Origin of the sequence: Marinomonas sp. PE14-40 (genome assembly GCF_051623805.1) — a bacterium.
Classification (GTDB): domain Bacteria; phylum Pseudomonadota; class Gammaproteobacteria; order Pseudomonadales; family Marinomonadaceae; genus Marinomonas.
Map to the genome: position 1 here is coordinate 1,338,584 of NZ_CP130700.1, position 24,103 is coordinate 1,362,686.

Genomic DNA, 24,103 nt, shown 5'->3' on the forward strand with positions numbered 1-24,103 from the left:
TTTTGCTGTAGGGGTTATTTTTTCAATGCAGACATAATTCGATAAGAAACCACATTGGGTAGCTCTGTCGCAGACGTATCTGCATCAATAAACAAACCTTCAGGTTTCTGAATCAAATCCACAGGATAAACTCGTTTTTGCCAACTAACACCATCAAGGTTTCGATATCTCAAGTTTAATAAAACGATATCTTCCCCCCCTTCAGTTTTAGAAGGCAACTTAAGCGGTTTAATATCACCAACTTTAGTAATTTCCCCCTCTGTCACGAATGCCAATTCTAGAGGGTTACGAGAAATCAAATATAAATCACTTTGCTCAATAAAAGCAGCAACATCGGCTTTTACCAAAGAATCATCAAGCTTAAGTACGTAGTCACCTTCACTAGTAACCCAAATATTTGTTTTTGATCTTGTAGAGGCAGAAAACTCTTCATCTTGCGCTAAAGCCTCTCGAGAAACAGCTGAAATAAACTGTAGTCCCAATTCATATTCTTGATCGGAGCTCTCAGGGCCCAGCCAATCGCCATAGGTCACATCACTATTTTTATCAGTACTTACAACCCTATACTGCATACCAACTTTTGTACCTTTGGCATCAGCCACTAACTCAAATCGATATTCAGTACGATCAGGGTACAATCGAGTAATACTATAATAAAATTTAAGCAATGATCCGACATCTTGATCACCCACTGGCGCACTGATAATTTCAGCATCCGTATTAACAGCGACAGGGTCACCTTCACCGTAGATAGACACTAAGAAATTCTTTATGACTGCACCAAGTGTTTCTGATTCTAGTGGCGTATCAATCCATAAAATATCATCTTCCCATGTGACAGCTAAATCAGCCAGTGGTGAAAATGAATCCGGTATCGCCTTGGTAGGAATAGAAAGATCTGGAGCAACAGATGTGATTGAAATTTTATCTTCATTTGGAATAACAAATCTGTCTCTTGCCGTAACAGAACCCTCTGGTACGATAAGTTGTGCATCATTAGTCTGGCTTTGCTGATAAGCATCAGCTTTATCATCAATAAGAGAACAACCCGCTACTAAAGCAGTAACACTAACAACAGCCGCTAATTTATTCATTCTAACTATGCTCATTAATCAATTACCTCAGCCTGTTTCATTGCTTCGATCACTGGAGCGTGAAATGATTCAGCAAAATAAGTAAGTGGCAATCTAATACCTGAGTCACACAAGCCTAGCTGTTCACAAGCCCACTTCACAGGTATTGGGTTAGATTCTAAAAATAAGTTTTTATGTAGGCCCAGCAAACTAGCATCGACTGCTTTAGCTTCTGCAGCCTTACCTTGTAACGCCAATTCAGCCGCCTTCGCTGTTTTAGCAGGCGCTACGTTTGCAGTTACCGAGATATTCCCTTTACCGCCCAATAAAATCAGATCAATAGCAGTAGGATCATCCCCTGAATACACTGCAAATTCTGCAGGGACTTGTTCAATTAAGTCCTTGCCACGAGCTAAGTCACCTGTCGCATCTTTAATACCGACAATGTTAGCAATAGAAGATAAGCGCAATGTCGTCGCATTATCCATATCACAAGCCGTTCTGCCTGGCACATTATATAAAATTTGCGGGATATCAACAGCTTCAGCAACCGCTTTAAAATGCTGAAACAAACCTTCTTGAGTCGGCTTGTTATAATAAGGTGTCACCAACAAACAAGCATCAGCACCTGCATCTTTTGCTCTTTGTGTAAGATCAATTGCTTCATGTGTCGAATTAGCACCTGTTCCAGCGATAACAGGCACTCTACCAGCAACAGTTACTACCACTTGACGAATTACATTTGCATGCTCTTCATAATCAAGCGTTGCAGACTCACCTGTTGTCCCAACGGCAACAATACCATGTGTTCCCTCTTTTAAATGAAACTCTATAAGCTCATCCAGTTTGACAGAATCCAGCTTTCCATCTTTTGCCATGGGAGTAATTAGAGCAACAAGGCTGCCAGTGATCATTACGCGTCTCCAGTAAAATTTTATGCGTGCATATAGTACAGTTGCACAAACTTAAGAACAACAAGACTCTGCTTATAAGAAGAGGAAATCCTGTCTTTTTATTGGTTTAATAAGGTGTTACCTCGTTAAGCAAGCTGCTAAACTTCATGCTTATTCACTCTAAAGCATGGAATTAAATTATGACTCTTGAAGTAGGGCAAATAGCGCCAGATTTTGAAATCGAAAACCAAGACGGCCAGCTAACCACTCTTTCCCAATTTAAAGGCAAAAAAGTCGTTTTATACTTCTATCCAAAAGACTCAACTCCAGGCTGTACTGCACAGGCATGTAACCTAAGAGACAACATTGAGAATTTAATTGCTCAGAACTTTGTTGTTCTTGGTATCAGCACAGATACTGAGAAGCGCCATCAAAATTTCATCAAGAAACATGACTTACCTTTCCCTTTACTTGCTGATACAGAAAGAAAAGTTCATGAACTGTACGACACATGGCAACTTAAAAAGTTCATGGGTAAAGAATTTATGGGAACAGTAAGAACGACTTTTATCATTGATGAAGAAGGCACCATCACTGATATCATCAAAAAAGTTAAAACCAAAGAACATAGCGCACAAATTCTTGCGTAAGCTAAGTACCCTGTAGCATACGTTACAATAATCTAGTTCAGCAGATTTAAACCCAAAAAAAGGGCACCTACTTAGGTGCCCAGATTAGTGACAAACCCCAGCTAAAATCTGGGGTTTGTTGTTTTGAAGTCTTATTTCTCTATTTAAATTATTTCCCTTTTAATACGTTTATCTGCCTTTCTATTGCCTTTATAAAGTGTAAAACGATGCCGTCGCGGTAATTATCACGTCTTTTCTCTCTCTAACCCGTTAGCATGGCTATTTTCTTTATATTTTGCGCTGTTGCTGTCATTAATGCTTGAGCTTGGACCTTAGGCTGACCTCTGAAACGTGCATAACGATAACCATGTAACTCTTTTGCATCGGCAAAACTGCGTTCCACTGTTTCTTTTCGCCGTTTATAGATTCTCTTACCGCGCTCACTCAGACGTTTTAAATTCGCTCTCTCTTTGCTGTCTTGCCAGATATGGCGTGTGACTGTTTTGACAGATTTCGCGTTCTTCGTGCACTGCTTCAGCGCTGGGCATGCGACACACTTCACTGGGTTAGATTGATAGTGGTGATATCCTTCTCTTGTCGTTGTTTTATAGATAAGAGATTGTCCCTGTGGGCATTGATAGGTATTCGTGTCAGGATCATATTGATAATCCTTTTTATAGAACATGCCTGCTTTATGATTTAAGCGGCGATAAGCGATCGCAGGGAAGATCCCTTTATCTTCCAGCTGTTTACACAGCGCTGCCGTGTTATAGGCTGCATCGAGTCCAACAGCTTGCACGTCAAAATCAAATCGCTTCTCTTGCCGCTTTAACCTTGCCATATAAGGGCGCGCATCATGTACATTTCCCGATGTAACATGCACATCCGTGATGATGTTGACTTTACTATCAACCGTTCGATGATCGAGATAGAAAAACCTTTAGGCTTTTGGTCACGCACCATATAGCCGCTATCAGGGTCGGTTGTGCTTTGTTTGATCGTTTTTTCAGGTTGCGCCTTTTTGGATGGCGCTAAGGCTTTTTTCCTAAACGAGTTCGCTCTGTTTTGACATCGTCGTCGAGTTGATCGAAGTAAGCTTGTCGTTCCTCTTTTACTGTCACTTTAAGATGTTTATTTTTATTTGCGTTAGCTTTGATATGAGTTGAGTCGGTGTAAAGCACCGTGCCAGATACGAGTTTTTTGCGCATAGCTTGAAGCACAATCTCATCAAAGATTTGCTGATAAACATCCGAATCATTAAATCGTCTGCGGCGGTTTTGGCTTAGCGTAGAAGCATCAGGTAACTTATCGGTGAGCCCTAAGCCGAGGAACCAGCGATAGGCTACATTGACTTGCGCTTCACGTATAAGCTGGCGTTCGCTTCGAACACCAAACAAATAACCAAGCAGTAAGAGTTTAAACATGAGAGTAGGATCAAGTGCAGGACGACCATTATCTGGACAGTAAAGATCTTTTACTAAGTCATGAATAAAGGAAAAGTCGATCTGCTTATCTATCTTGCGAAGCAAATGATCTTTGGGAACAAGCTCATCAATACAGACGAACTCAAGAGAAGACTGGGTTTGGGGGCGAGAATTAAGCATGGCTTATTATAAAAAATCCCCGCCTAGATTGGCGAGGACTTTGTCAGTAGTCTGAGCACCTACTTAGGTGCCCTTTTTATTTCTTTTAATAACTGGGAACTTGATGATGTCTTGGCCAAGCATTGATAATTGCTTTAACTAAAGTCGCTAATGGAATTGCAAAAAAGACTCCCCAAAACCCCCAAATGCCACCAAAGAACAATACAGCTATAATGATTGCCACTGGATGCAAATTAACAGCCTCAGAAAAGAGTAAAGGCACAAGCACATTACCATCTAGCGCCTGTACCACTAGATACGCAACCAGAACATAGACAAATTCGGAGTCGGTCCCATATTGATAAAAAGCCACCATAACAACAGGAACAGTAACGGCTGCCGCACCTATATAAGGAATAAGAACAGATAACCCGACAAAAAGAGCAAGCAGCTCTGCATACCTTAATCCCAGCACAGCAAAGACAGCATAAGTTGCAATACCCACAACCACCATTTCAATAAACTTACCACGAATATAGTTTGCTATTTGATCATTCATTTCTTGCGCAATAGAACGCATCATCGCCCTTTCTGAAGGCAACCAAGCTGTACACCAAACCATTATCTGCTTCTGATCTTTCATCAAAAAGAACATAACAAGCGGCACAAGCACCATATAAATCATCAAAGACATGATTGATGGAATACTGGATAAGGAGAAAGACAATAACCATTGACCAAGGTTAGCCAACTCATTTGCCATATTACCTAGAACTTCATCAATAGAGTCCTGCTTTACATACTCTAAATGCTCTAATGTGAAGGTTTTAACAACAGCATCAAGGTCAGTTAACATTTGTGGAGCATCATTCAACAGTCGCCCTGCCTGCTTCCAAATAACGGGCACCATTATCCCAATAAATGCCACACACAATGCAGTGAAAGACAGAAAAACTATCAAGACAGCAGGTAAGTGCCCTACTCCAATTCGTTCAACCTTACTCACCACCCCTTGTAACAAAAAAGCTAAAACGACAGCAATCAAGACAGGGGCGAGAATATTACCTAAGAACACTAAGATGGCAATACACGTAATTAGCAACAATAAAAACACCACAGCCTCTTCATCAGAAAAGTAGCGCTTTATTAGTGACTCGACAATTTTTAACATAGATTCCTGCTTAATTTAGCCTTTGAGACTTAAGGCTTTTGAATTAAAAAACGGCATACACTATCAACTTGCTCCTGCAATAACAATGGAACATCTACTACAGATAAATAATAAGGAATATCTTTAAGAGATCCTGGATCACTCGCTAACACACACAAGACTTCTTGAGATGACATCTTTGCGAGTGCCATTTTAGTCTTTAATAATGGCATAGGGCACTTATCTTCTCTTACGTCCAATAATACGTCATACTGCTTGTTATTCATTTTTACCCTACTAAACCTCAAGACACTCTTTTAATACAATGATTTTACCAAAATTTTTCAGGCTAATGATAAGCCTTTTTTTCGCCCTTGCTTTATCCAGCCCCAAAGCTGAAACCTTACTCCCTAATCTAGAAGCAGATCTTGATGAACAAAGCCTTTCAAATCCATCCTATATCTTAGGGCAACATTGGTTTAGAAAACTTCATGGTAGTAAGCATTTTATAAACTTCCCACCTGCATATGATTACTTTAGAAGCGCACTAGCTAAGCTTCTTCCGTACACGGAACTCTACCAGAAAAACATTGAAATTGGACTTTTAAACAGCACTAAAAGCAATGCTTTCGTCCTCCCAGGAAGCCACATGTTCCTCTATAGCGACATGCTAAGTAAAATAGATGACGAACAAACACTGCTAGCTTTACTTGCACATGAATTAGCCCATCTAGACCTTAAGCACTACGAACGACAAAGCCAGCATAGCGAGCAAGAAAAGAGTAAAGCCATGCTACTGATGGGAGCCGGTATAGCCGCAGCACTAGCGGGCGCTCAAGGCGATGCCAGCTCCGCCTTATTTTTATCCGGCATAGCGAACCAGCAAGAAAACAGATTAAGCTATAGCCGCTTTCAAGAGCAAGAAGCCGACCGGCAAGCAAAAAAATACCTAATCAGAGCGGGCATAGATGAGCATGCTGCAACCAAGCTCTTCCTAACCTTTTTTCAAGGAACCATAGGTCACGACCCTATTGAGTTTTTATCAACTCACCCTATTCCCGAAAGCAGATTAGCAGACTCCCTAAGTACAACACCTTTGCAAAGCGTATTAAAGCAAGGAGATCAAACTCAATTCAATCAATTTAGAGCAACACTATTGGCATATCGCGCTAGCCTAATGCTAGATTCTGATAGCTATATCCACTCACATATAAACATTCAAAGCGACCAAATTTATGCCAAAGCTCTTGTCGCTTTAATAAATAACGACAGACCGAAAGCGAACTTACTCGCTAAAGATTTAGATATGGCATTGGATAACCAAGCTTACCTAAAGACTCGAATTCTAATTAACAGCGGCAAGATAGAACAAGCGCAAAAAATTATTAAACACAAACTCAACCTTAATAAAAATAAATTGGCTTTTATCGAACTTAGCCCTGACAGCCACCTACTAACCAACACCCAATCTCAGCAGGTCAGGTTAATGCAGTATGAAAAAGACATTATCAATCGCATCCATCTACGCCAAGCAAAAGAAGCCAAAAACCTTGCACTCACAAGAGCATATGAAGCAAGAATAGTATTTAGCAAGGGCCAAGGCCTTGCAGCTTTAAACTTAGTAAAAAGAGCTGAATCGGTTGCTGATCTTGATGATTTAGAAATCATCAGCAAAATCAAACAAGAAATACTCGACACAATTGAATTAGAGAAGGGAAATAATATTGAACTTGACTGATGACCCCATCTTTAGGTGACAGGGCCATCTCATATTTAGCTTTGCACTTGAAAGTCTAGCATTCGCTGCAATGGTGCCAAGGCTTTCACTCTGGTAATTTCATCAACATGGATTTCATCTGTTGAATCAACTAAAGCATTCCTTAGTAACTGCAAACTATTTAACGCCATCCAAGGACAATGAGCACAACTTCTACAAGTAGCACCAGAACCCGCTGTTGGCGCCTCAAGAAACTGCTTATCAGGAGAAGCCTGCTTCATTTTATAAAAAATACCGCGGTCAGTTGCCACAATGAAGCTTGAGTTTGTCATTTCTCTCGAAGCTTTTAAAAGTTGTGATGTAGAGCCAACGACATCAGCCACATCAACAACTGGCTCCGGAGATTCTGGATGAACAAGTACAGCAGCATCAGGGTAAATTGCTTTAAGGTCTAAAATACCTTTTGCTTTAAACTCTTCATGAACGATACACGCACCGTCCCAAAGAATCATATCGGCACCAGTCTGCTTTTGAATATAGCCACCAAGATGCTGATCTGGACCCCAGATAATCTTTTCACCTTGATCAACTAAATGTTCAACAACTTGAAGCGCAATACTTGATGTGACAACCCAGTCAGCACGTGCCTTAACAGCGGCAGAGGTATTTGCGTATACAACGACTTTACGATCTGGGTATTGATCACAGAAAGCTGAGAACTCATCAATTGGACAACCAATATCCAATGAGCATGTAGCTTCTAATGTAGGCATTAACACTGTTTTTTCAGGACTAAGAATCTTAGAAGTCTCACCCATAAACTTAACACCAGCCACAACAAGCGTTGATGCATCATGATTTGCACCAAATCTGGCCATCTCTAAAGAGTCAGCAATAACACCGCCAGTTTCTTCAGCTAACGCCTGAATATCATCATCACAATAATAATGAGCAACGAGCACAGCATCTTTAGCTTTAAGAAGGGATTTTATTTCAGCGCGCAATGCATCTTCATTTTCTGAAGGCATTTTTAAGACTTGTTCTGCAGAAGAGAGATGTTGTTGAACCGTTTCTCTTAAGGCTTCTTTATCGAGGACGTTCGACATGTCATTACCCCTAACTAAAACTCGGGATTAGATATTGAAAGTTGGTGGGTCGTACTGGATTCGAACCAGTGACCAATTGATTAAAAGTCAACTGCTCTACCAACTGAGCTAACGACCCAGACTACCTGAAGTAGATAAAAGATTGTTGGTGGGTCGTACTGGATTCGAACCAGTGACCAATTGATTAAAAGTCAACTGCTCTACCAACTGAGCTAACGACCCAACGGGCGCGAATAATACAGAACCCATTGGGAAATACAAGCTATTTTATATTAGATAAGAGATTTTTTGCTAATTTAGCGGCTTTACTACTAGGAAAACGCTCAATAACATCAACCAGATAACCTCTAGCTGTCTCTTTATCGTCAAGCTTTAGGTATGCAAAACCTAAACGGTATAAGGTGTCAGTCTCTTTATCATGTCCAGGAAATTGAGCAATTACAGATTTAAATTGATCAATTGCAGAAACTGGATCACCTGAATTTAACTTCAACAACCCAAGCCAATAATATGAATTACCAGATAATTCACTATTTGGATGCTTTCCAATGAAGTCAACAAAAGCTAACTCTGCCTTTGCGTTCTCATTGTTACGCACAAGAGAGTATGCCGCTTTATATTCAGCTAACGTTTCAGCATTTGCTGGCTCAATAATACGAGGCGCATCGACAATCTCAACCTGTTCAGGCTGAATAACAAGACCGACGGAGTCATTACTTACAGGCAAGGCATCTGAATTCGCTGTTGCTGTTTCAATAGAAACCACAGGGGCAACAGGTCGCTCCTGAGCAGCTCTCATCAAAGATGAGATTCGCTTATCAAGATCGATATACCTATCCCTTTGACTCGCTTTCATTTTAGAAAGCTCATGCTGCTGCTGCTCAACCGTACCTCTTAAGGATTGCACCTCAAGTTGCAGGTTTTCTATTTGATACAATAACTCAGCTGCGGCACTTACCGACAAAGCACTGGGCTCACCCTCAGCAAACGCCAATGGCGCTGTGAAACACAGCGCCATTGCGATAGAGCGAAGATTATGAGTCACGGCTAACATTATTCGTAACGCACTTCTACGCGACGGTTAGCTTGCCAAGCTTGTTTGTTATGACCAAATTCAAGTGGCTTTTCTTCACCGAAACTTACTGATTCGACTTGAGCAGCAGCAACACCTTGAATAGTCAAATAACGACTAACAGCTTTAGCACGACGCTCACCTAGTGCCATATTGTATTCACGAGTACCACGCTCATCAGCATGACCTTCTAGAACAACACGCGCATCTGGATTTGCAACAAGATATTTTGCATGCTTAGCTAAAGCTTCACGAGCTTCTGGACGTACAATTGATTTATCAAAATCAAAATAGAAAACATGAGCAACGCCTACAAGCATATCCTTGGCATTTGCCGCAGCTGTTTCAGCAGCAGCCGCTGTATCTGCAGATACAACATTACCGTTACCGTCAACAATTACGCTAGATAAATCACCGTTACCATTTGCACCAAAAGATTCATCACCAGCATTACCTGTAGAACCAGTTGCATTCGCAGCTGAAGACTCAGCCGCCACACTATTCGCTTCAGCTTCTGACACTGAAGAAGAATCAGTCTCAGTTGCTGTGGTACTACAACCTGCAATCCAAGCTGCAGAAAGACCAATTACAGCCATTTTACCTAGTTTATTAACGCTCATTCTTCACTCCTTAGGGGGACTCTACTCAAAGAAAGGAGACCATGCAGGCTCCCTTACTTCACCTGCCGCTGATGGTAACCTATATTTAACCAGACCATCAACGGAAACTACTGCCAAAATACCTTTCCCATTATGCGTAGTTGCATACATCACCATACTACCGTTAGGGGCAATACTTGGAGACTCATCTAGGTAGGTTTCTGTTAAAATTTGTACACGACCATTTTTCATATCTTGTAAGGCAACATGATAATTTCCATCATTTTTTTGCACTGTAACTAGATATCGTCCATCTGGCGTCATTCTCGCTCGGGTATTTAAATCGCCCTCAAAAGTAACGCGTTCAACGGCTTTAGAGTTAATATCGACACGATAGATTTGTGGGTTACCACCTCTATCAGAGGTAAAAACAATACCCTTACCATCTGGCTCCCAGCTTGGTTCAGTATCGATTGAATAATGATTAGTAACTCTTTGTAATTTTTGTGTTGCTATATCAAAGATATAAATCTCTGGATTACCATCTTTCGACAAGACTAACGCTAATTGCCTACCATCTGGAGACCATGCAGGCGCGCCATTAAGCCCTTTATATTGAGCAATTTTTTGCCTTTTACCTGTCGCAAGCTCCTGAACAAATATATTTGGACGCCTATCTCTAAACATTACATAGGTAATAAAACGACCATTACGACTCCAAGATGGAGATAAAATAGGCTCTTCAGACTCAACAATTACTTGAGGCCTATGACCATCCGCATCGGCAACTTGCAAGCGATAAGTTGGCGCAGCTCTATTACCCTCAGCTGTCACATATAAAATACGCGTACTAAAAGCACCACGAACGCCAGTAAGTAACTGATAAATCTTATCACTAATATAGTGGGCAGCATCTCTCATGCCACTAGATTTAACCGCTAACCCAGTATGCTTTTCTACTGTTTGCTGACTAAGTACATTAATTAACTCAAAGTTGATTTCAAAGTTTTCATTATCAATTTGTTTGATATCACCAATAACAACATAGTCACTTTTTAATAAACGCCAATCTCGAAAATGCACATCTTCTTTCTTAGATGGCAGACTTAACATATTTGTTCTTGGAATTGCCTCAAATAAGCCACTACGCTTCAAATCATTTTCAATAATTTGCGCTACATCTGCAGGCAAAGCGCCTCTACCTTCATAGGCAAAAGGGACAACAGCAAGAGGCAATAACTGGTCAGCACCACTTGTAATTTCAATAACCAATTGTGCTTTTGCCAAGTTCGATAACAACATTATCATCAAACTTAGCGAAAAATATTTCAATTTTCTCATTAGCGTCTCAAATCCTGAGGATTAAAAATTAAGTCAATCGATCTAAAGTTTCGCTCAAATACAAAAGGATCAAGCTCAGCCAGCTCTTCAATACGGCCCATTTTGTATACGGCATCTACAGCCCTTTGATCAAATAGTGCATCTCCACTAGATTTAGTTACATTAACTAAATCAACTTCACCCGTTGGTAAAAAGAAGATTTTTAACTGTGTCTTCATCCCATTAACGGCATTTGGTGGCCTAATCCAACGAGATCTTACTCTCTGATCTATCAATGCAGACATAGATTGACGGGCACTTGCTTCGGCAATTTCCTGCTGCTTTTCAGCCTCTTCTTGTAAAGCTAACTCTATAGCCAATGCTTCTTGCCTTGCTTTTTCCTGGGCTAAAGCCAATTGCGCCTCTTCTTGACGCTTCTTTTGCTCTTCAGCAATTCGAATCGCTTCAAGACGCTTACGCTCAACTTCCGCCTTTTGTCTATTTATTTTCTCTTGTTCACGCCTTTTTGAATCAGCCAGCTTTTTTGCTGCTTCAGCTTTCCTTTCTTCCTGAGCTAAACGTTGTTTTGCATCATTTTTTGCTTTCTGAGCTTTCTGAGCTGCTTTTTTCTTCTGCTCAGCTTCCGCTACCTGCCTTTTCTGCAACTTATCAGCTTCTGCTTTTCTTGCCGCCTTCTCAGCAGCTTTCGCTTTCTTTTCCAAAGCTTGTTTTTGCTTTTTCTGCTGCGCTAATTGCTTCTTTCTTTCCTTTAGAGCTTGCTCAGCAGCCTTACGTTTTTTCTCTTGCTGAGCTTTCTTTTTAACAGCTAAAGCCTTTGCTTTAGCTTTTGCCTTATCTTCCTCAAGCTTTTTACCTATAATTGTTTGGCTAATATCAACAACTTTAGCTTGAACAACTGGCCTATCATTTACCCTAAGGTCTTGTTCTTCTTTAAAATCTACTGCAACCAAGCTTACCACAATTAATAACAAATGCAGACTTATAGCAAGTAGGATAGGCAATCCATAACTATCTTTACTGAAAAACTTCATTAAGGTGCCTCAGGTTCTGTTACCAGCCCCACATTAGGCACACCTGCAGCCTGCAACGCCACCATCAGCCCAATAACATCGCCATAAGCAACACTGCGGTCCCCTCTCACAAGAACAGGGAGACTAGGGTTCTGTGCAATAACTTTTTTAACTCTGCTTTGCAACTCTGCTAAAGGCAGTGATTTTTGCTCACCACCAAAATCAACAAAGTACTCACCATTAGCATCAATCGATGCAACCAAAACTTCAGATTGTGGGTCTTCGATAGGGGCAGCATTAGCACTTGGCAACTCAACATCAACACCTTGAGTCAACATTGGCGCAGTGATCATAAAGATAACCAAAAGCACCAACATCACATCGATATAAGGCACAACATTAATTTCCGCCATAGGTTTACGGCGCGTACGTCGATTAGGGCGAGCCACTATGCAGCGCCTCCATCTCTACCATGAACTTTACGATGTAAAATACTACTAAACTCATCCGAAAATGTTTCGTAATTAATCGCCAACGCATCCGCTGTCGTCGAGAAGCGGTTATAAGAGATAACAGCGGGAATTGCAGCCAGCAGACCTATTGCAGTCGCAATCAAAGCTTCTGCAATACCCGGCGCCACAGCGGCAAGTGTTGCCTGCTGTACTTCTGCCAAACCAATAAAAGAGTGCATTATCCCCCATACGGTTCCAAACAAGCCAACATAAGGACTAGTTGATCCTACGGTAGCCAGAAAAGGTAAATGTTTATCCAGTTTTTCCTCTTCTCGCGCTAATGCTACACGCATAGCCCGCTGAACCCCTTCCATTACTGCATCGGGATCCATATTTGCACTCTGACGTAGTCGCGTGAACTCCTTAATCCCAGAAGTAAATATATTTTCAATACCCTCAACACTTCGCCCTTCTGCGGTTACTTGACGATAAAGTTGACTTAAATCCATACCCGACCAGAACAAATCTTCAAATGTACGACGAACTTTTGCAGCCCCTCTTAACACTCGCACACGCTGAAAAATGATAACCCAAGAAAAAACAGACGCTGAAACCAACAACAACATGACTAGCTGAACAACAAGGCTAGCACTCGCGATAAGACCCCAAATTGACATTTACTACCTCTAATTTAAATCGTTTGGCAATTGATAATTAAAATGCTCATATGCCTTTTTCGTAACCTGTCGCCCTCTTGGCGTACGGATCACAAATCCTTGCTGAATAAGGTAAGGCTCGATCACATCTTCGATCGTATCTTTATCCTCCCCAACAGCAGCAGAAATACTATCTAGGCCAACCGGCCTTCCTTCAAACTTCTCTATCATAGTCAATAACATACGCCTATCTAAGTGATCAAATCCTTGAGTATCTACACTTAACATATCTAAGGCACGCTGAGCAACTTCTTGAGCCACAATATCATGACCACCCACCTGAGCCACATCTCTCACTCTTCGCAACAATCGGTTGGCAATTCTAGGAGTACCCCTTGCTCGACGAGCAATTTCAAAGCTACCAGAAGCATCCATATTCAACCCCATCTTCTCTGATGAGCGAGACACTATAGTTGTTAACGACTGAACATCATAAAACTCAAGCCTTTGCACTATGCCAAATCGATCTCTTAAAGGTGATGTTAATAAGCCAGCACGCGTTGTTGCTCCGACCAAGGTAAATGCAGGAAGTTCAATTTTAATAGAACGCGCAGCAGGACCTTCCCCAATCATGATATCCAATTGATAATCTTCCATTGCTGGATAAAGCACCTCCTCAACTGCCGGACTTAATCGATGAATTTCATCAATAAATAGCACATCCCCTTCACTGAGGTTAGTTAACAAAGCAGCTAAATCGCCAGCACGCTCAAGCACAGGACCTGAAGTAGTTTTAATTTCAACCCCCATTTCATTCGCAATAATGTTAGCTAAGGTTGTTTTACCTAACCCTGGCGGCCCAAAGATAAGGCAGTGATCTAACGGTTCCTCTCTTTGTTTTGCAGCTTGAATAAAGATATCCATTTGCTCTCTAACAACAGGCTGACCAATATATTCATCCAGCATTTTCGGACGAATCGCCCTATCAACATGAGATTCAGATCCTGAAAGCTCAACAGCATCAGATGCAGCACTAATTATTCTATCGGATTCAATCATGTACAGAGCCTATTTAAGCATGTTCTTTAAGGCAGATTTTATCACCTGCTCACTACTATCAGATGACACTGGCACCTTCGCAATGGCTTTTGCCGCCTCTTGAGGTTTATAACCTAAAGACACCAATGCAGCCTCTGCCTCTTGCCTTGGGTCAGATTGCACTTGCCTTAACACTTCAGGCGTTGCAAATAAGTCTTGTTTAGCAGCTTGCCCTAACTTATCTCTTAATTCGATAATCAAGCGCTCTGCTGTTTTTTTACCGACGCCAGGTATACGCGTTAGAGCAGTAACATCTGAGTCTTGCACATTTGCAATCAACTCATCACTGGACATACTTGATAACACACTGAGCGCCATTTTTGGCCCAACGCCATTTACCTTAATTAAAATACGAAATAAGGCCCTTTCATCTTTACCCTTAAAACCATAAAGACTTTGGGAATCTTCTTTAACCTGAAAATGAGTATAAAGTGTGACCTTATCTCCTATCGCTGGCAACTCATAAAAAGTCGTCATAGAAGCAGTTAACTCATAACCTACACCATTCACATCTATCATTAACTCTGGCGGCACTTTTTCTACCAAATACCCAACTAAACGACCTATCACTTAAGATTCCTTATATCCAATTCTGACCAACGCTTTCCTGATCTTGCTGCACGCTTACCAACACCATACTCAAGCCCTGAAGAAGTTCGCGTATGGGCATGACACATGGCAATTGCTAACGCATCAGCAGCATCTGCTTGAGGCGCCTTTTCTAATTTAAGCAATAACTGCACCATCTGCTGCACTTGTTCTTTATCAGCAGCACCACTTCCTACAACAGATTGCTTTACTCGCTTAGCGGCATACTCTGCAACAGGCAAACCTGCCATAGCCGCAGCCACAATAGCCGCACCACGGGCCTGCCCAAGCTTTAAGGCTGAGTTTGCATTTTTTGCTAAAAACACTTCCTCTATTGCAAACTCTTGCGGCTGATAGCGTGATAACAACTCACTGACATTGGTATAAATATTTTTTAGTCGTTCAGCCAAGACATCGTCTGGCAAACGAATACAACCGCTATCGACATATTGAATCTGCCTTCCCTGCACATCAATAATTCCGAAACCCGTAATACGTGAACCTGGATCAATTGCTAATATTCGAGTCAAAAACACACCTCAGTGATCCATAAATTTAACTGTATATTTCAACAGTATGACCCTTAAGATTCAACTGAATTTCACCATTAAATCAAAAAAAAGGCCGCATAAGCGGCCCTTTTATTAAAATTCGTCTAAAAACCTTATTCTACAACAGGTTTACGTACACGAATGCTCAACTCTTTTAATTGCTTTTCACTTACTTCACCTGGCGCTTGTGTCAACAAACATGTTGCACTTTGCGTTTTAGGGAAAGCAATAACATCACGGATAGAAGCCGAACCTGTCATCAACATAACAAGACGATCTAGACCGAATGCCAAACCACCATGTGGAGGTGCACCAAATTTAAGCGCATCAAGTAAGAAGCCAAATTTCTCTTCTTGCTCAGCCTCATCAATGTTCAACAATTCAAATACTGTTTGTTGCATATCGCTTTGATGAATACGGATAGAACCACCACCTAGCTCAGTACCATTGAGCACCATGTCATAGGCTTGTGAAAGAGCAGTTAGCGGATTAGCTTTCAACTCTTCAATTGAACATGACGGCGCGGTGAATGGGTGATGAATTGCGGTAATGCCACCATCTGACGTTTCTTCAAACATAGGGAAGTCAACAACCCAAAGAGGCGCCCACTCACAAGTATAAAGCTCAAGATCTTCACCAAGCTTACAACGTAAAGCACCTAGCGCTTCATTCACTACCTTCTCTGAATCAGAGCCAAAGAAGATTAAATCACCATCTTGTGCATCTAGACGCTCAAGCAACTGCTGGCGCACTTCAACTGGCAAGAACTTAACAATCGGAGACTGCAAACCCTCTTCAAGATTAGATTTGTCGTTTACCTTGATGTAAGCCAATCCTTTAGCACCATAAATACTAACGTACTTAGTATAAGCATCGATTTGCTTACGTGTAAGTGCATTACCACCTGGCACTTTAAGCGCCGCCACACGACCTTTAGGGTCAACGGCTGGGCCAGAGAACACTTTAAAGTCAACATTTTCCATCAAATCAGAAACAGTGACGATCTTTAATGGAATACGTAAATCAGGCTTATCACTACCATACGTTTCCATTGCTTCAGCATATGGCATAGTAGGGAAAGTACCTAGATCAACATTTAATAGTTGTTTAAACAAACCAACAACCATCTCTTCTGTCATAGACATAATTTCTTTTTCACCCATAAAGGATGTTTCTATGTCTACTTGAGTAAATTCTGGTTGGCGATCCGCACGTAAATCTTCATCACGGAAACATTTTGCAATTTGATAATAACGATCAAAACCAGACACCATCAATAGTTGCTTAAATAACTGTGGTGATTGTGGCAATGCGAAGAAACTACCTTGTTGAGTACGACTTGGTACTAAATAGTCACGCGCACCTTCAGGTGTCGCACGAGTCAAAATAGGTGTTTCAATATCAAGGAAGCCATTGTCGTCTAAGTAATTACGAAGTACAGACGTTACCTTAGAACGAAAACGCATTTTTGCTTGTACTTCAGGGCGACGCAAATCAACAAAGCGATTTTTAAGACGAACATCTTCACCAACTGATTGGTGCTCATCTAATTGGAATGGAGGTGTTTGTGCAGCGTTAAGGATTTCTAAAGAAGTACCTAATACTTCAATTTCACCTGTTGCCATATTTGGATTAACTGTACCTTCAGGACGAGCACGAACTAAACCTGTTAACTTAACAACATATTCATTACGAACGCTGTCAGCCAGTGCGAAGCTATCGGCACGATCAGGGTCAAAAACAACCTGAGTCAGACCTTCACGGTCACGTACATCTAGAAAGATTACGCCACCATGGTCACGACGGCGATGGACCCAACCGCATAGTGTAATTTCTTGAGAAATGTTTGAAGCATTTAATTCGCCGCAATAATGACTGCGCATAATTCTAATTCCTGTTACTTACTAAGTAAGAGATTCTTCTTCTCCCCGTTGTTTTTAAAGCCGTCTTTTTAAAGGCTTTTATGATGATTTAAAGTCAAAAACCAACAACAAGGAGTACTAATATATTTTTAAGGCCCAGCATTATATGCGATCAGCTCTCGACACTCTAGGATTTATGAAAAAAACCTAGATAGAATTTATTTAATACGCAAATCCCCCGCACCTAAAACCTTACATTATTTTACATAATGAGAACAAAACACCTATGGTATTGGATATAACGAATAGTAATACTCTACATTCCGAACAACCCTCTTGAGCTAGATTAAGGATCATGGATGAAAAAAATGCTATGGATAGTCATTTTTTCTAGCTTAATGATAGAGACTAGCTTTGCAGAAAGACTCTTTGGTAAAGATATTAGTCAACGCTTCAAAGATCATGACAAAGACGGTGTGATTGCTATGCGGGACAAGTGCCCCAACACCCCTCCCGGCTCTAAAGTCGATAATGTTGGCTGCTCTGTTTCTAAAAGTTTAAGTAATTCAATCGAAAATAAAGTCAAACTTGATGTGCGTTTTGAAACAAGCAAACATCTATTAAAAAATTCAGAATTAAAAGGCTTATTGAAGCTAGGCAAGTTTTTACAACAATTTAAATCAACGGATGTTGTGATAGAAGGCCATACGGATTCTCAAGGTGATGAGACAAAAAACTTAGTTCTCTCTCAAAACCGTGCTAATGCAATAAAACAGGCATTAGTTGAAAAGTTCACCATAGCACCTAATCGTATCAAGGCAGTAGGTTATGGTGAAAGCCAGCCAATCGCAGATAATGACTCCCCAATAGGCCGCGCCACCAATCGTCGTGTTACCGCTGAGGTCAGCCACATTAATATCAAAGAGCTTAAATTAACTGAAAAACGCTGGACGATTTACACTGTTGACTCCTCAGAATCTAAAAATCTAAACATTTAGCAAACCTGTCCTTTATTAATTTTTTATGACAATGAACCTCAATTAAATAAACCTTTCTATACTTAAGTAACCTAACCCCTTAATTTTAGGTTATGTATGACAAAACTCATTTTTCCTACGTTTCTTGCTTCCACACTATTGCTTTCACTTTTTGGCAAACTGACAGCAGAAGAGCTTCTTGTTGCTAAAATATGCCCCGTAAAAACAAGTATCAGCACCAAGCAAACTCACTTGGGCATTCTAGCGTTTTCAAAAGCTTGGTTTCATAGTAGCCGTAGCCAAGCAAGCTACATAGCCACAGATAATGCCACAGGAGTGGGGCTAGAGATTCACTTTTTTTCTAACATAAACGGTCAACTTAAGGGTCGTAATCAAGCTAAATGTGATAAATATCGCATGCTTCAGGTTAGAAAAAGCAGCATTAACCTAGTGAATGAAAATATCAATCAGCTTGATATTCCCCCTGAAAATACAGAACCATTTTATGATGGAGAGAATCTCGAGCATGGCCGGGGCAACCATTACACCCCAGCTGACGACCAAGACAAACCATGGGAAGGCCAGGTACAAAGAAGTTCAACGGTCGCGATTTATGACACGCCTTATATTTCAGATGCCTATGGCGTTGAAGGAGAAGATATCACGATCATGTTTGAAACATGCGTGGTATGTGAGAGAGAGAACAGTTATGACCAGCTACTCTCTTGCGGACAATGGGGCTACACAAGAGAGTACATAGGTGGTTTCACAGGATGGACTGAGCCCGAATTCATTCCCGTCAGCTGCCAAAACAACGCCAGTGAAACCTTTAAAAACACCATCGAATACAATGAATCTTTAAGTTATCACTACTGGATAAATTGGCGTTAATGACTACTTTGACTTTCAACTTTATTTTCAAGCAAAGCAATTTTCAGGTTTAATGCTTTAAGGTTATATAACAACTTGTCTAACTCTAACTGAGAGGTTTCAAGCCTTCCTTGCTCAATCAGCTCCTCAATATACATAGCTCTACCATAAACTGGAGACAGACTAATCGCATAATCTTCCATTTTCTTAGCTAATACTTTTGCCTGCTCATACCTATCACTTTCAACCATTAAATTAATATTTGCGGCATTAGTTCTAGCTCGACTAAAACGCTGATACTGAGCATCAACAACAGCCAACATATCAGCCTTCCAGTTTTCCATGGTGGCCACACCACCTTCAAGCGAAGCATCCTTAGGATATAGACCTTGTAACGTTGTTTCCAAACCTAATGCTTGCCGTAAATCTTCTGTCACCTTCTTATCCATTAAGGCTAAAGAACGATCAAGATAAAAAGCTGAAATTTCAGCTTTATTGGCCTCAAAGTTACCGACATCAATTATCAAAGGTAGGCTATTAATCAGCTCTGGCTGCATCACTCTTGGCACAGTTTGCTCAATACTCACGATTGAACTTGGCGTATCTAGATTTTGCTTAAGATATTCCCCCCCAAAAGTAGCTATAACAGCTAAACTCGCGCCACCAAAGTAAGGCAGAATTTTTTGTCTCCAACTCAACTTTGCTGCAACTTCGATAGTTTTAGGCTGAGCTATCTCAGCATTTGTTTCAAGCTTATCAATGTATTCAAAGATGGTGAAGGCAATCATATCAAGGTCAGGCACCTGATCTGGCTGCAATAAACTAAATTGATTATGTAGGCTGTGACATGCACGTTCACATCGATATAGCTCTCTAAGTTGTTTTACACTCGGGTTTAATGAACGAATTTCTGGCCCTATTTTTCCTATCATCCAAGTTAATAACTCTGATCGCCTGATAGCAGGAAACGCAGAATTAACACCAAACTTTTTAATGACAGCGGCTTGTAACTCCATACCAACGGCTAAACCACTCAGACCCTGAGTCTTAATTGCAGCCACCGTGTAATAAACTGCCACCAGCAAATCCACGCCGTCACTAGCCCCTATTTGCTCACATAGCTTTCTAACATTATCCCAATCAGTCCCGCCAGCGAGTGGAATATTCCTACGGTTAATTTCAGACCTTATTTGCTGATAGACAGGTAAATCTCTTAAGAGGCTTTCATTAGAGGCGAGGCGAAATTGATGTAAATCTGAAAAAAACAACATATTGACTGATAATCCCTTAAGTCGGATGGGACATTAAAGCCCCATCCGGTACCGCTTTTTAATAAAGTGTTTTTGATAATTTAAATGATTTAAATAGAGATGAAGTGAATGGATTTGAGTCGGCATCTGAATGCAAACGATAGACAGCATATCCACCGCTCAAATTGAAACGATAATCCACACTTGTTGCACTCGCACCGACAACCTCTCCTTTCTCAAGTAACCTAAAGAAAGCCCAAGCACCTTGAATCGCAATACTACGAGGTGAAGCATTCACCTTAGTTGGTACAAAAGTGAGTTTGGATGATGTCCCTTCTCTGAGCGTATTAGGCCAAACTAGCTCAACCGTTTTCTTAGGACCATGTGAATACCCCACATACTGACCATCAACATTAATCACACTGCGACGCTTATTAGAACTCAGCTCTACAGGCTCTAATGAGAATTTAACATCTAAAATGCCTTTATTTTGAAAGAAAGCCTGCTGAATAACTTTTGCTTCTTCAAGTTGCTCTAACACATCCTTTCGAATCAAGGACTGCTCGCCTGAGTTAGCGGATAAACCCAAGTTTTCATCCATAAACATTTTTAACTGATTATCATAAAACTGATTCAGAGTACCTTCTGGTGCAAAGAAATCTTCAAAGTCCTGTAACGAAACATCCTTTTTAGAAGCAGGATCGAAAGGATAACGATTCGCAAATTTACTATCGAACTTGGAGTAAACATCTTTAAACCATCGCACTTCCAAATGTTTAACCGCTTCTTGCTTAACCACATACCAACTTTCGGTTGCTAGTTTACCCACCATGGTATCTAAAGGTTTTGGTAAGCCAGATGCAATTCGCTGTACAGTATAAATTGGGTCAGCATTTTTAAGGGTTAACCTATCTTTAGTCGCATCCAGTGCTGCTTTACCCATATCAGGGGCATTTTGAATGGCTGTCAAATAAGTTTGTAGTTGAGCCACCGCCTCCATGACTTCTTCCATGTACGCAGGTTGCCCTTCACGCTCATCTAATAGCGAGTTCAATTCAGCAAACGGGCTATTTACCGCTGCTGCGACTTGATACTTAGGTGCCTTCATAAGATCAATGCGCTCTGCATCATTTTCAGGCAACTCAGGGAACAGCTTAGTATTATCTTCAATTGCTACCAGCATTCTTGAAAAAGGTTCCATGCTACCTGTTAAGTTATCTAATACTTGAACCGCATCATTAATATCTGAAAAGTATTTAATATCGATAGCATTAATCGCTGCGCGCCAAGTATTAGTATAATCAGACACATATTGCTCTCTGATTTTCTCACGTAGCACTTGTTTATCTGCCGTACTAAATTCAGCAACTTCACTTTGCCCTAAGACCCAGCTATCAATTAAAGCAAGTTCAGCAACAGACTCTGACTGAGGCAAAAAGTACTTCTCAAATCCTTTACTTGTTAGCAACTGAGAAACTAATAAGTTCTCTGTATTAATCACCCTTTCTTGGAAAACAATATCAAATACTGGCCCTATTGCATGCTTCACATTCAAAGGTGAACCTAGCTCGGTAGAGGCATTTTGTTTGAGGTTACGATATACCCTTTCTTCAACAGGCATAGTACCTAGATCCGACTGAATTTTAGAGATTAAAGGCTGATGTTTAGTCAGTACTTTTTCAGCATACTTATCACCACCATCTCTAAGCTCCTCTAAGTCGATATGTCTCATCGCATAATCAAGGTGTTGCAATAACGTCTCTTGAGTTTCCCTGTCTCCTGAATACTCTTTCTGCCAACCTTTAGCAAAATACTCTTCAACAAAACCATCACGACGACCATTTTTATCCGTCATCATTTTATAAACTCTTAAAGCCGCAAGCTTATTTACATCATTCTTAGCACCCGATAGGTCTTTAGCAACCTGATCCATTAACTCAGGTAAGAATCGGTTTTGTAGCAAGCTTAAATAGGTTTCTTCAACCTTAGGTCCAATTAAATGCCCTTGGTACAAGCCCATGTCAGAGATGTATAGCGGTTTCTCCCTGAAAAAACCAAACTCTAACGTGGCATCACGAATATCGTTTAAGGCAGATAAAATATCTTGTTCGGAGCGAATCATAGAATCGCTGGCATATTTCTCTTTATAGTTATTTACCTTCTTTAATACCGCGTTGGTTTGTTCAATATTCTTTTCATAAAATTGGTGCCAAGAAACAGCAAGTAAACCAGAGCTAATGGCACAAATTAAAAACGATAACCAAAGAATACGTCGTTTTTGACGGGCAACTCTAAAATTGTCTGATGCTAGCCCAGCTTCTGGATAGATAATTTTAGTGAACAGCTTTTGCGTAAAATACGTCGTCGAATTAACCGCATTTTGCGCGCTATTAATAGAATGGGTTAAACCATAACGACGCGATGCCGCATCAACAAATGCATTTGTCGGCACACCTTGTTGGAAAACTGACGTAAAAAAAGTACCACGAACTAAAGGTGCAGTTGAGAATTGATCACTGCCTAATGCATCAACAAAAAACTGTTTTAGCACATCCTGCATGCCTGCCATTTGCCTAGCAAAACTATAAATCGCTACCTTATCATCACCATCAGGTAAACCCTGCATAATAGGAGATATGGAATCATTAATACGTCCAACAAACCCTGCAAATTCAGTTTCAAACTCTTCAATCCAATTATCAAGCTGATTCACTGATTCCATTGAGAATGTAAAACCTAAAACATCTTCACTCTGTGCTCTGGTATATTCACGAAAGAAAGGTTCAAATCCATGCAAAAGATCTAATTTTGTAAAGGTGATATAGACAGGTAAACGAGTAGAAAGGGTTTCCATCAATTCTCTTAGCCTCGCCCTTAAAAGACTGGCATAAGCACTTCTTTCTGAAGCGGTTGCAGTAGCAAGGTGAGCAATATCTAAAGCAAGCACTACACCGTTTAAAGGCCTTCTGCTTCGGGTTTTATCCAACCAATGTACAAAGTTGTGCCATAAACGACGCTCCATTTCGCCGTCATTACCCTCTTCATCCATGCGCTGAGTGAGCAATTCACCATCAGGGTCGATTAGCACAGAGTCACTACCAATCCACCAATCAAATGAATATGGGTTCTCACTCTTTTTACCTGATGCCCGCATTACACTAGAAAAAACAAACTTTTGACCAGAACGATTAATTAAACTCGTTTTACCCGCATTTTCTAAACCCAGAACAAGATACCAAGGAAGGGCATATAAATAATTTCGTTTATTTAAATTCTCCTTCATATTCAGCATAACTTTATTTAATTCAGTTTCTTGTCGCTCTTCATATAACTGAATTGGATCTTCCTGATAACTTCTTTCTAATTCCTTTTCTTGGTGAAAAACCTTCAAGCGACGCCACTGAACAACACCCCAAATAGCGAAACAGATAAGCGAAAAGATAAAACTAACTAAACTACGGGCAAAAACCGAAGCAATCGGAAATGTATCTTCATATTTTAACCAAGGACCCATCATCCAAATGGCTATATTCATTAAAATAAACAGCAAAAACAGTAAAATAGGCATTGCTGATTTTAAACTAGGCAGTATTGCTGCGAAGAGTTTAAGTAAGGGTTTAAACATA

Annotated in this window: 21 protein-coding genes, 2 tRNA genes and 1 pseudogene; 4 read left to right on the top strand and 20 right to left on the bottom strand. The window is 40.6% G+C overall.

The genetic code is table 11. The annotated features are described in order from the left end of the window. Positions 1-14 precede the first annotated feature (14 nt). A complete protein-coding gene (locus Q0A08_RS06145) occupies positions 15-1,109 on the bottom strand; it encodes a hypothetical protein (protein ID WP_438465600.1) in 1,095 nt (364 codons plus the stop codon). Further along, positions 1,109-1,987: a 4-hydroxy-tetrahydrodipicolinate synthase gene (dapA, locus tag Q0A08_RS06150; protein WP_438465601.1), complete on the bottom strand. Its 879-nt coding sequence runs from the start codon at positions 1,985-1,987 to the stop codon at positions 1,109-1,111. The genes Q0A08_RS06145 and dapA overlap by 1 nt, the downstream gene beginning before the upstream one ends. 179 nt (positions 1,988-2,166) lie before the next feature. On the opposite strand from dapA, the gene bcp reads away from it, so the two are divergent. Further along, complete coding sequence (bcp, locus tag Q0A08_RS06155) at positions 2,167-2,616, top strand: thioredoxin-dependent thiol peroxidase (RefSeq protein ID WP_438465602.1); 450 nt, start codon at positions 2,167-2,169, stop codon at positions 2,614-2,616. A gap of 241 nt (positions 2,617-2,857) precedes the next feature. Here bcp and Q0A08_RS06160 read toward each other — a convergent pair. The 3 genes and pseudogenes from Q0A08_RS06160 to Q0A08_RS06170 all read right to left on the bottom strand — a co-directional run bounded on the left by Q0A08_RS06160 (position 2,858) and on the right by Q0A08_RS06170 (position 5,615). Next, a pseudogene (locus Q0A08_RS06160) lies at positions 2,858-4,199 on the bottom strand (IS1182 family transposase). Positions 4,200-4,284: 85 nt separating this feature from the next. Further along, complete coding sequence (locus tag Q0A08_RS06165; protein WP_438465603.1) at positions 4,285-5,349, bottom strand: AI-2E family transporter; 1,065 nt, start codon at positions 5,347-5,349, stop codon at positions 4,285-4,287. A gap of 29 nt (positions 5,350-5,378) precedes the next feature. Then, entirely contained in the window at positions 5,379-5,615 is a 237-nt protein-coding gene (locus Q0A08_RS06170) for a sulfurtransferase TusA family protein (RefSeq protein ID WP_438465604.1), read from the bottom strand. Positions 5,616-5,680: 65 nt separating this feature from the next. Between Q0A08_RS06170 and Q0A08_RS06175 the strand changes: the two genes are divergently transcribed. Continuing rightward, positions 5,681-7,066 (top strand): M48 family metalloprotease, encoded by a 1,386-nt coding sequence (locus Q0A08_RS06175; protein ID WP_438465605.1) that lies wholly within the window; start codon positions 5,681-5,683, stop codon positions 7,064-7,066. A 35-nt stretch (positions 7,067-7,101) separates the two neighbouring features. On the opposite strand, the gene nadA is transcribed toward Q0A08_RS06175, so the two are convergent. The 13 genes from nadA to aspS all read right to left on the bottom strand — a co-directional run bounded on the left by nadA (position 7,102) and on the right by aspS (position 17,401). Next, positions 7,102-8,151, bottom strand: coding sequence for a quinolinate synthase NadA (nadA, locus tag Q0A08_RS06180; protein WP_438465606.1), 1,050 nt, complete (start codon positions 8,149-8,151; stop codon positions 7,102-7,104). A gap of 42 nt (positions 8,152-8,193) precedes the next feature. Continuing rightward, positions 8,194-8,269: transfer RNA gene (locus tag Q0A08_RS06185), tRNA-Lys, on the bottom strand. 28 nt (positions 8,270-8,297) lie between these two features. Beyond that, positions 8,298-8,373: transfer RNA gene (locus tag Q0A08_RS06190), tRNA-Lys, on the bottom strand. A 40-nt stretch (positions 8,374-8,413) separates the two neighbouring features. Then, a complete protein-coding gene (ybgF, locus tag Q0A08_RS06195; protein WP_438465607.1) occupies positions 8,414-9,205 on the bottom strand; it encodes a tol-pal system protein YbgF in 792 nt (263 codons plus the stop codon). Continuing rightward, on the bottom strand, positions 9,205-9,843 hold the full coding sequence (gene pal / locus Q0A08_RS06200; protein WP_438465608.1) for a peptidoglycan-associated lipoprotein Pal: 639 nt from the start codon (positions 9,841-9,843) through the stop codon (positions 9,205-9,207). The genes ybgF and pal overlap by 1 nt, the downstream gene beginning before the upstream one ends. Before the next feature lie 21 nt (positions 9,844-9,864). Next, the gene (gene tolB, locus Q0A08_RS06205) at positions 9,865-11,163 is read right to left on the bottom strand and encodes a Tol-Pal system beta propeller repeat protein TolB (protein ID WP_438465609.1); all 1,299 of its coding nucleotides are present in this window, start codon (positions 11,161-11,163) and stop codon (positions 9,865-9,867) included. Further along, complete coding sequence (gene tolA, locus Q0A08_RS06210; RefSeq protein WP_438465610.1) at positions 11,163-12,194, bottom strand: cell envelope integrity protein TolA; 1,032 nt, start codon at positions 12,192-12,194, stop codon at positions 11,163-11,165. The genes tolB and tolA overlap by 1 nt, the downstream gene beginning before the upstream one ends. After that, a complete protein-coding gene (tolR, locus tag Q0A08_RS06215; protein WP_438465611.1) occupies positions 12,194-12,622 on the bottom strand; it encodes a protein TolR in 429 nt (142 codons plus the stop codon). The genes tolA and tolR overlap by 1 nt, the downstream gene beginning before the upstream one ends. After that, positions 12,622-13,302, bottom strand: a complete 681-nt coding sequence (gene tolQ, locus Q0A08_RS06220; RefSeq protein ID WP_438465612.1) for a protein TolQ — start codon at positions 13,300-13,302, stop codon at positions 12,622-12,624. Before tolQ ends, tolR begins: the two co-directional genes overlap by 1 nt. Before the next feature lie 9 nt (positions 13,303-13,311). Continuing rightward, entirely contained in the window at positions 13,312-14,340 is a 1,029-nt protein-coding gene (ruvB, locus tag Q0A08_RS06225; RefSeq protein ID WP_438465613.1) for a Holliday junction branch migration DNA helicase RuvB, read from the bottom strand. Between the two features lie 9 nt (positions 14,341-14,349). Then, positions 14,350-14,949, bottom strand: coding sequence for a Holliday junction branch migration protein RuvA (gene ruvA / locus Q0A08_RS06230; protein WP_438465614.1), 600 nt, complete (start codon positions 14,947-14,949; stop codon positions 14,350-14,352). Continuing rightward, positions 14,946-15,497, bottom strand: coding sequence for a crossover junction endodeoxyribonuclease RuvC (gene ruvC / locus Q0A08_RS06235; protein WP_438465615.1), 552 nt, complete (start codon positions 15,495-15,497; stop codon positions 14,946-14,948). Before ruvC ends, ruvA begins: the two co-directional genes overlap by 4 nt. A 134-nt stretch (positions 15,498-15,631) precedes the next feature. Further along, positions 15,632-17,401 (bottom strand): aspartate--tRNA ligase, encoded by a 1,770-nt coding sequence (aspS, locus tag Q0A08_RS06240; protein WP_438465616.1) that lies wholly within the window; start codon positions 17,399-17,401, stop codon positions 15,632-15,634. 338 nt (positions 17,402-17,739) lie between these two features. Here aspS and Q0A08_RS06245 point away from each other — a divergent pair, with 338 nt between their 5' ends. Together Q0A08_RS06245 and Q0A08_RS06250 are read left to right on the top strand one after the other, a co-directional pair. After that, positions 17,740-18,378 (top strand): OmpA family protein, encoded by a 639-nt coding sequence (locus Q0A08_RS06245; protein WP_438465617.1) that lies wholly within the window; start codon positions 17,740-17,742, stop codon positions 18,376-18,378. A 96-nt stretch (positions 18,379-18,474) separates the two neighbouring features. Beyond that, on the top strand, positions 18,475-19,248 hold the full coding sequence (locus Q0A08_RS06250; RefSeq protein ID WP_438465618.1) for a hypothetical protein: 774 nt from the start codon (positions 18,475-18,477) through the stop codon (positions 19,246-19,248). Here the strand turns inward: Q0A08_RS06250 and Q0A08_RS06255 are convergent. Together Q0A08_RS06255 and tssM are read right to left on the bottom strand one after the other, a co-directional pair. Continuing rightward, entirely contained in the window at positions 19,245-20,498 is a 1,254-nt protein-coding gene (locus Q0A08_RS06255; RefSeq protein ID WP_438465619.1) for a type VI secretion system ImpA family N-terminal domain-containing protein, read from the bottom strand. The genes Q0A08_RS06250 and Q0A08_RS06255 overlap by 4 nt on opposite strands. 58 nt (positions 20,499-20,556) lie before the next feature. Next, entirely contained in the window at positions 20,557-24,102 is a 3,546-nt protein-coding gene (gene tssM, locus Q0A08_RS06260) for a type VI secretion system membrane subunit TssM (protein WP_438465620.1), read from the bottom strand. Position 24,103: the final 1 nt, after the last annotated feature.

Bases quoted from the DNA above. Each gene is read 5' to 3' on its own strand.
- Q0A08_RS06145 (WP_438465600.1), bottom strand. From the start codon at position 1,109: ATGAGCATAGTTAGAATGAATAAATTAGCGGCTGTTGTTAGTGTTACT.
- dapA (WP_438465601.1), bottom strand. From the start codon at position 1,987: ATGATCACTGGCAGCCTTGTTGCTCTAATTACTCCCATGGCAAAAGAT.
- bcp (WP_438465602.1), top strand. From the start codon at position 2,167: ATGACTCTTGAAGTAGGGCAAATAGCGCCAGATTTTGAAATCGAAAAC.
- Q0A08_RS06165 (WP_438465603.1), bottom strand. From the start codon at position 5,349: ATGTTAAAAATTGTCGAGTCACTAATAAAGCGCTACTTTTCTGATGAA.
- Q0A08_RS06170 (WP_438465604.1), bottom strand. From the start codon at position 5,615: ATGAATAACAAGCAGTATGACGTATTATTGGACGTAAGAGAAGATAAG.
- Q0A08_RS06175 (WP_438465605.1), top strand. From the start codon at position 5,681: ATGATAAGCCTTTTTTTCGCCCTTGCTTTATCCAGCCCCAAAGCTGAA.
- nadA (WP_438465606.1), bottom strand. From the start codon at position 8,151: ATGTCGAACGTCCTCGATAAAGAAGCCTTAAGAGAAACGGTTCAACAA.
- ybgF (WP_438465607.1), bottom strand. From the start codon at position 9,205: ATGTTAGCCGTGACTCATAATCTTCGCTCTATCGCAATGGCGCTGTGT.
- pal (WP_438465608.1), bottom strand. From the start codon at position 9,843: ATGAGCGTTAATAAACTAGGTAAAATGGCTGTAATTGGTCTTTCTGCA.
- tolB (WP_438465609.1), bottom strand. From the start codon at position 11,163: ATGAGAAAATTGAAATATTTTTCGCTAAGTTTGATGATAATGTTGTTA.
- tolA (WP_438465610.1), bottom strand. From the start codon at position 12,194: ATGAAGTTTTTCAGTAAAGATAGTTATGGATTGCCTATCCTACTTGCT.
- tolQ (WP_438465612.1), bottom strand. From the start codon at position 13,302: ATGTCAATTTGGGGTCTTATCGCGAGTGCTAGCCTTGTTGTTCAGCTA.
- ruvB (WP_438465613.1), bottom strand. From the start codon at position 14,340: ATGATTGAATCCGATAGAATAATTAGTGCTGCATCTGATGCTGTTGAG.
- aspS (WP_438465616.1), bottom strand. From the start codon at position 17,401: ATGCGCAGTCATTATTGCGGCGAATTAAATGCTTCAAACATTTCTCAA.
- Q0A08_RS06245 (WP_438465617.1), top strand. From the start codon at position 17,740: ATGAAAAAAATGCTATGGATAGTCATTTTTTCTAGCTTAATGATAGAG.
- Q0A08_RS06250 (WP_438465618.1), top strand. From the start codon at position 18,475: ATGACAAAACTCATTTTTCCTACGTTTCTTGCTTCCACACTATTGCTT.
- Q0A08_RS06255 (WP_438465619.1), bottom strand. From the start codon at position 20,498: ATGTTGTTTTTTTCAGATTTACATCAATTTCGCCTCGCCTCTAATGAA.
- tssM (WP_438465620.1), bottom strand. From the start codon at position 24,102: ATGTTTAAACCCTTACTTAAACTCTTCGCAGCAATACTGCCTAGTTTA.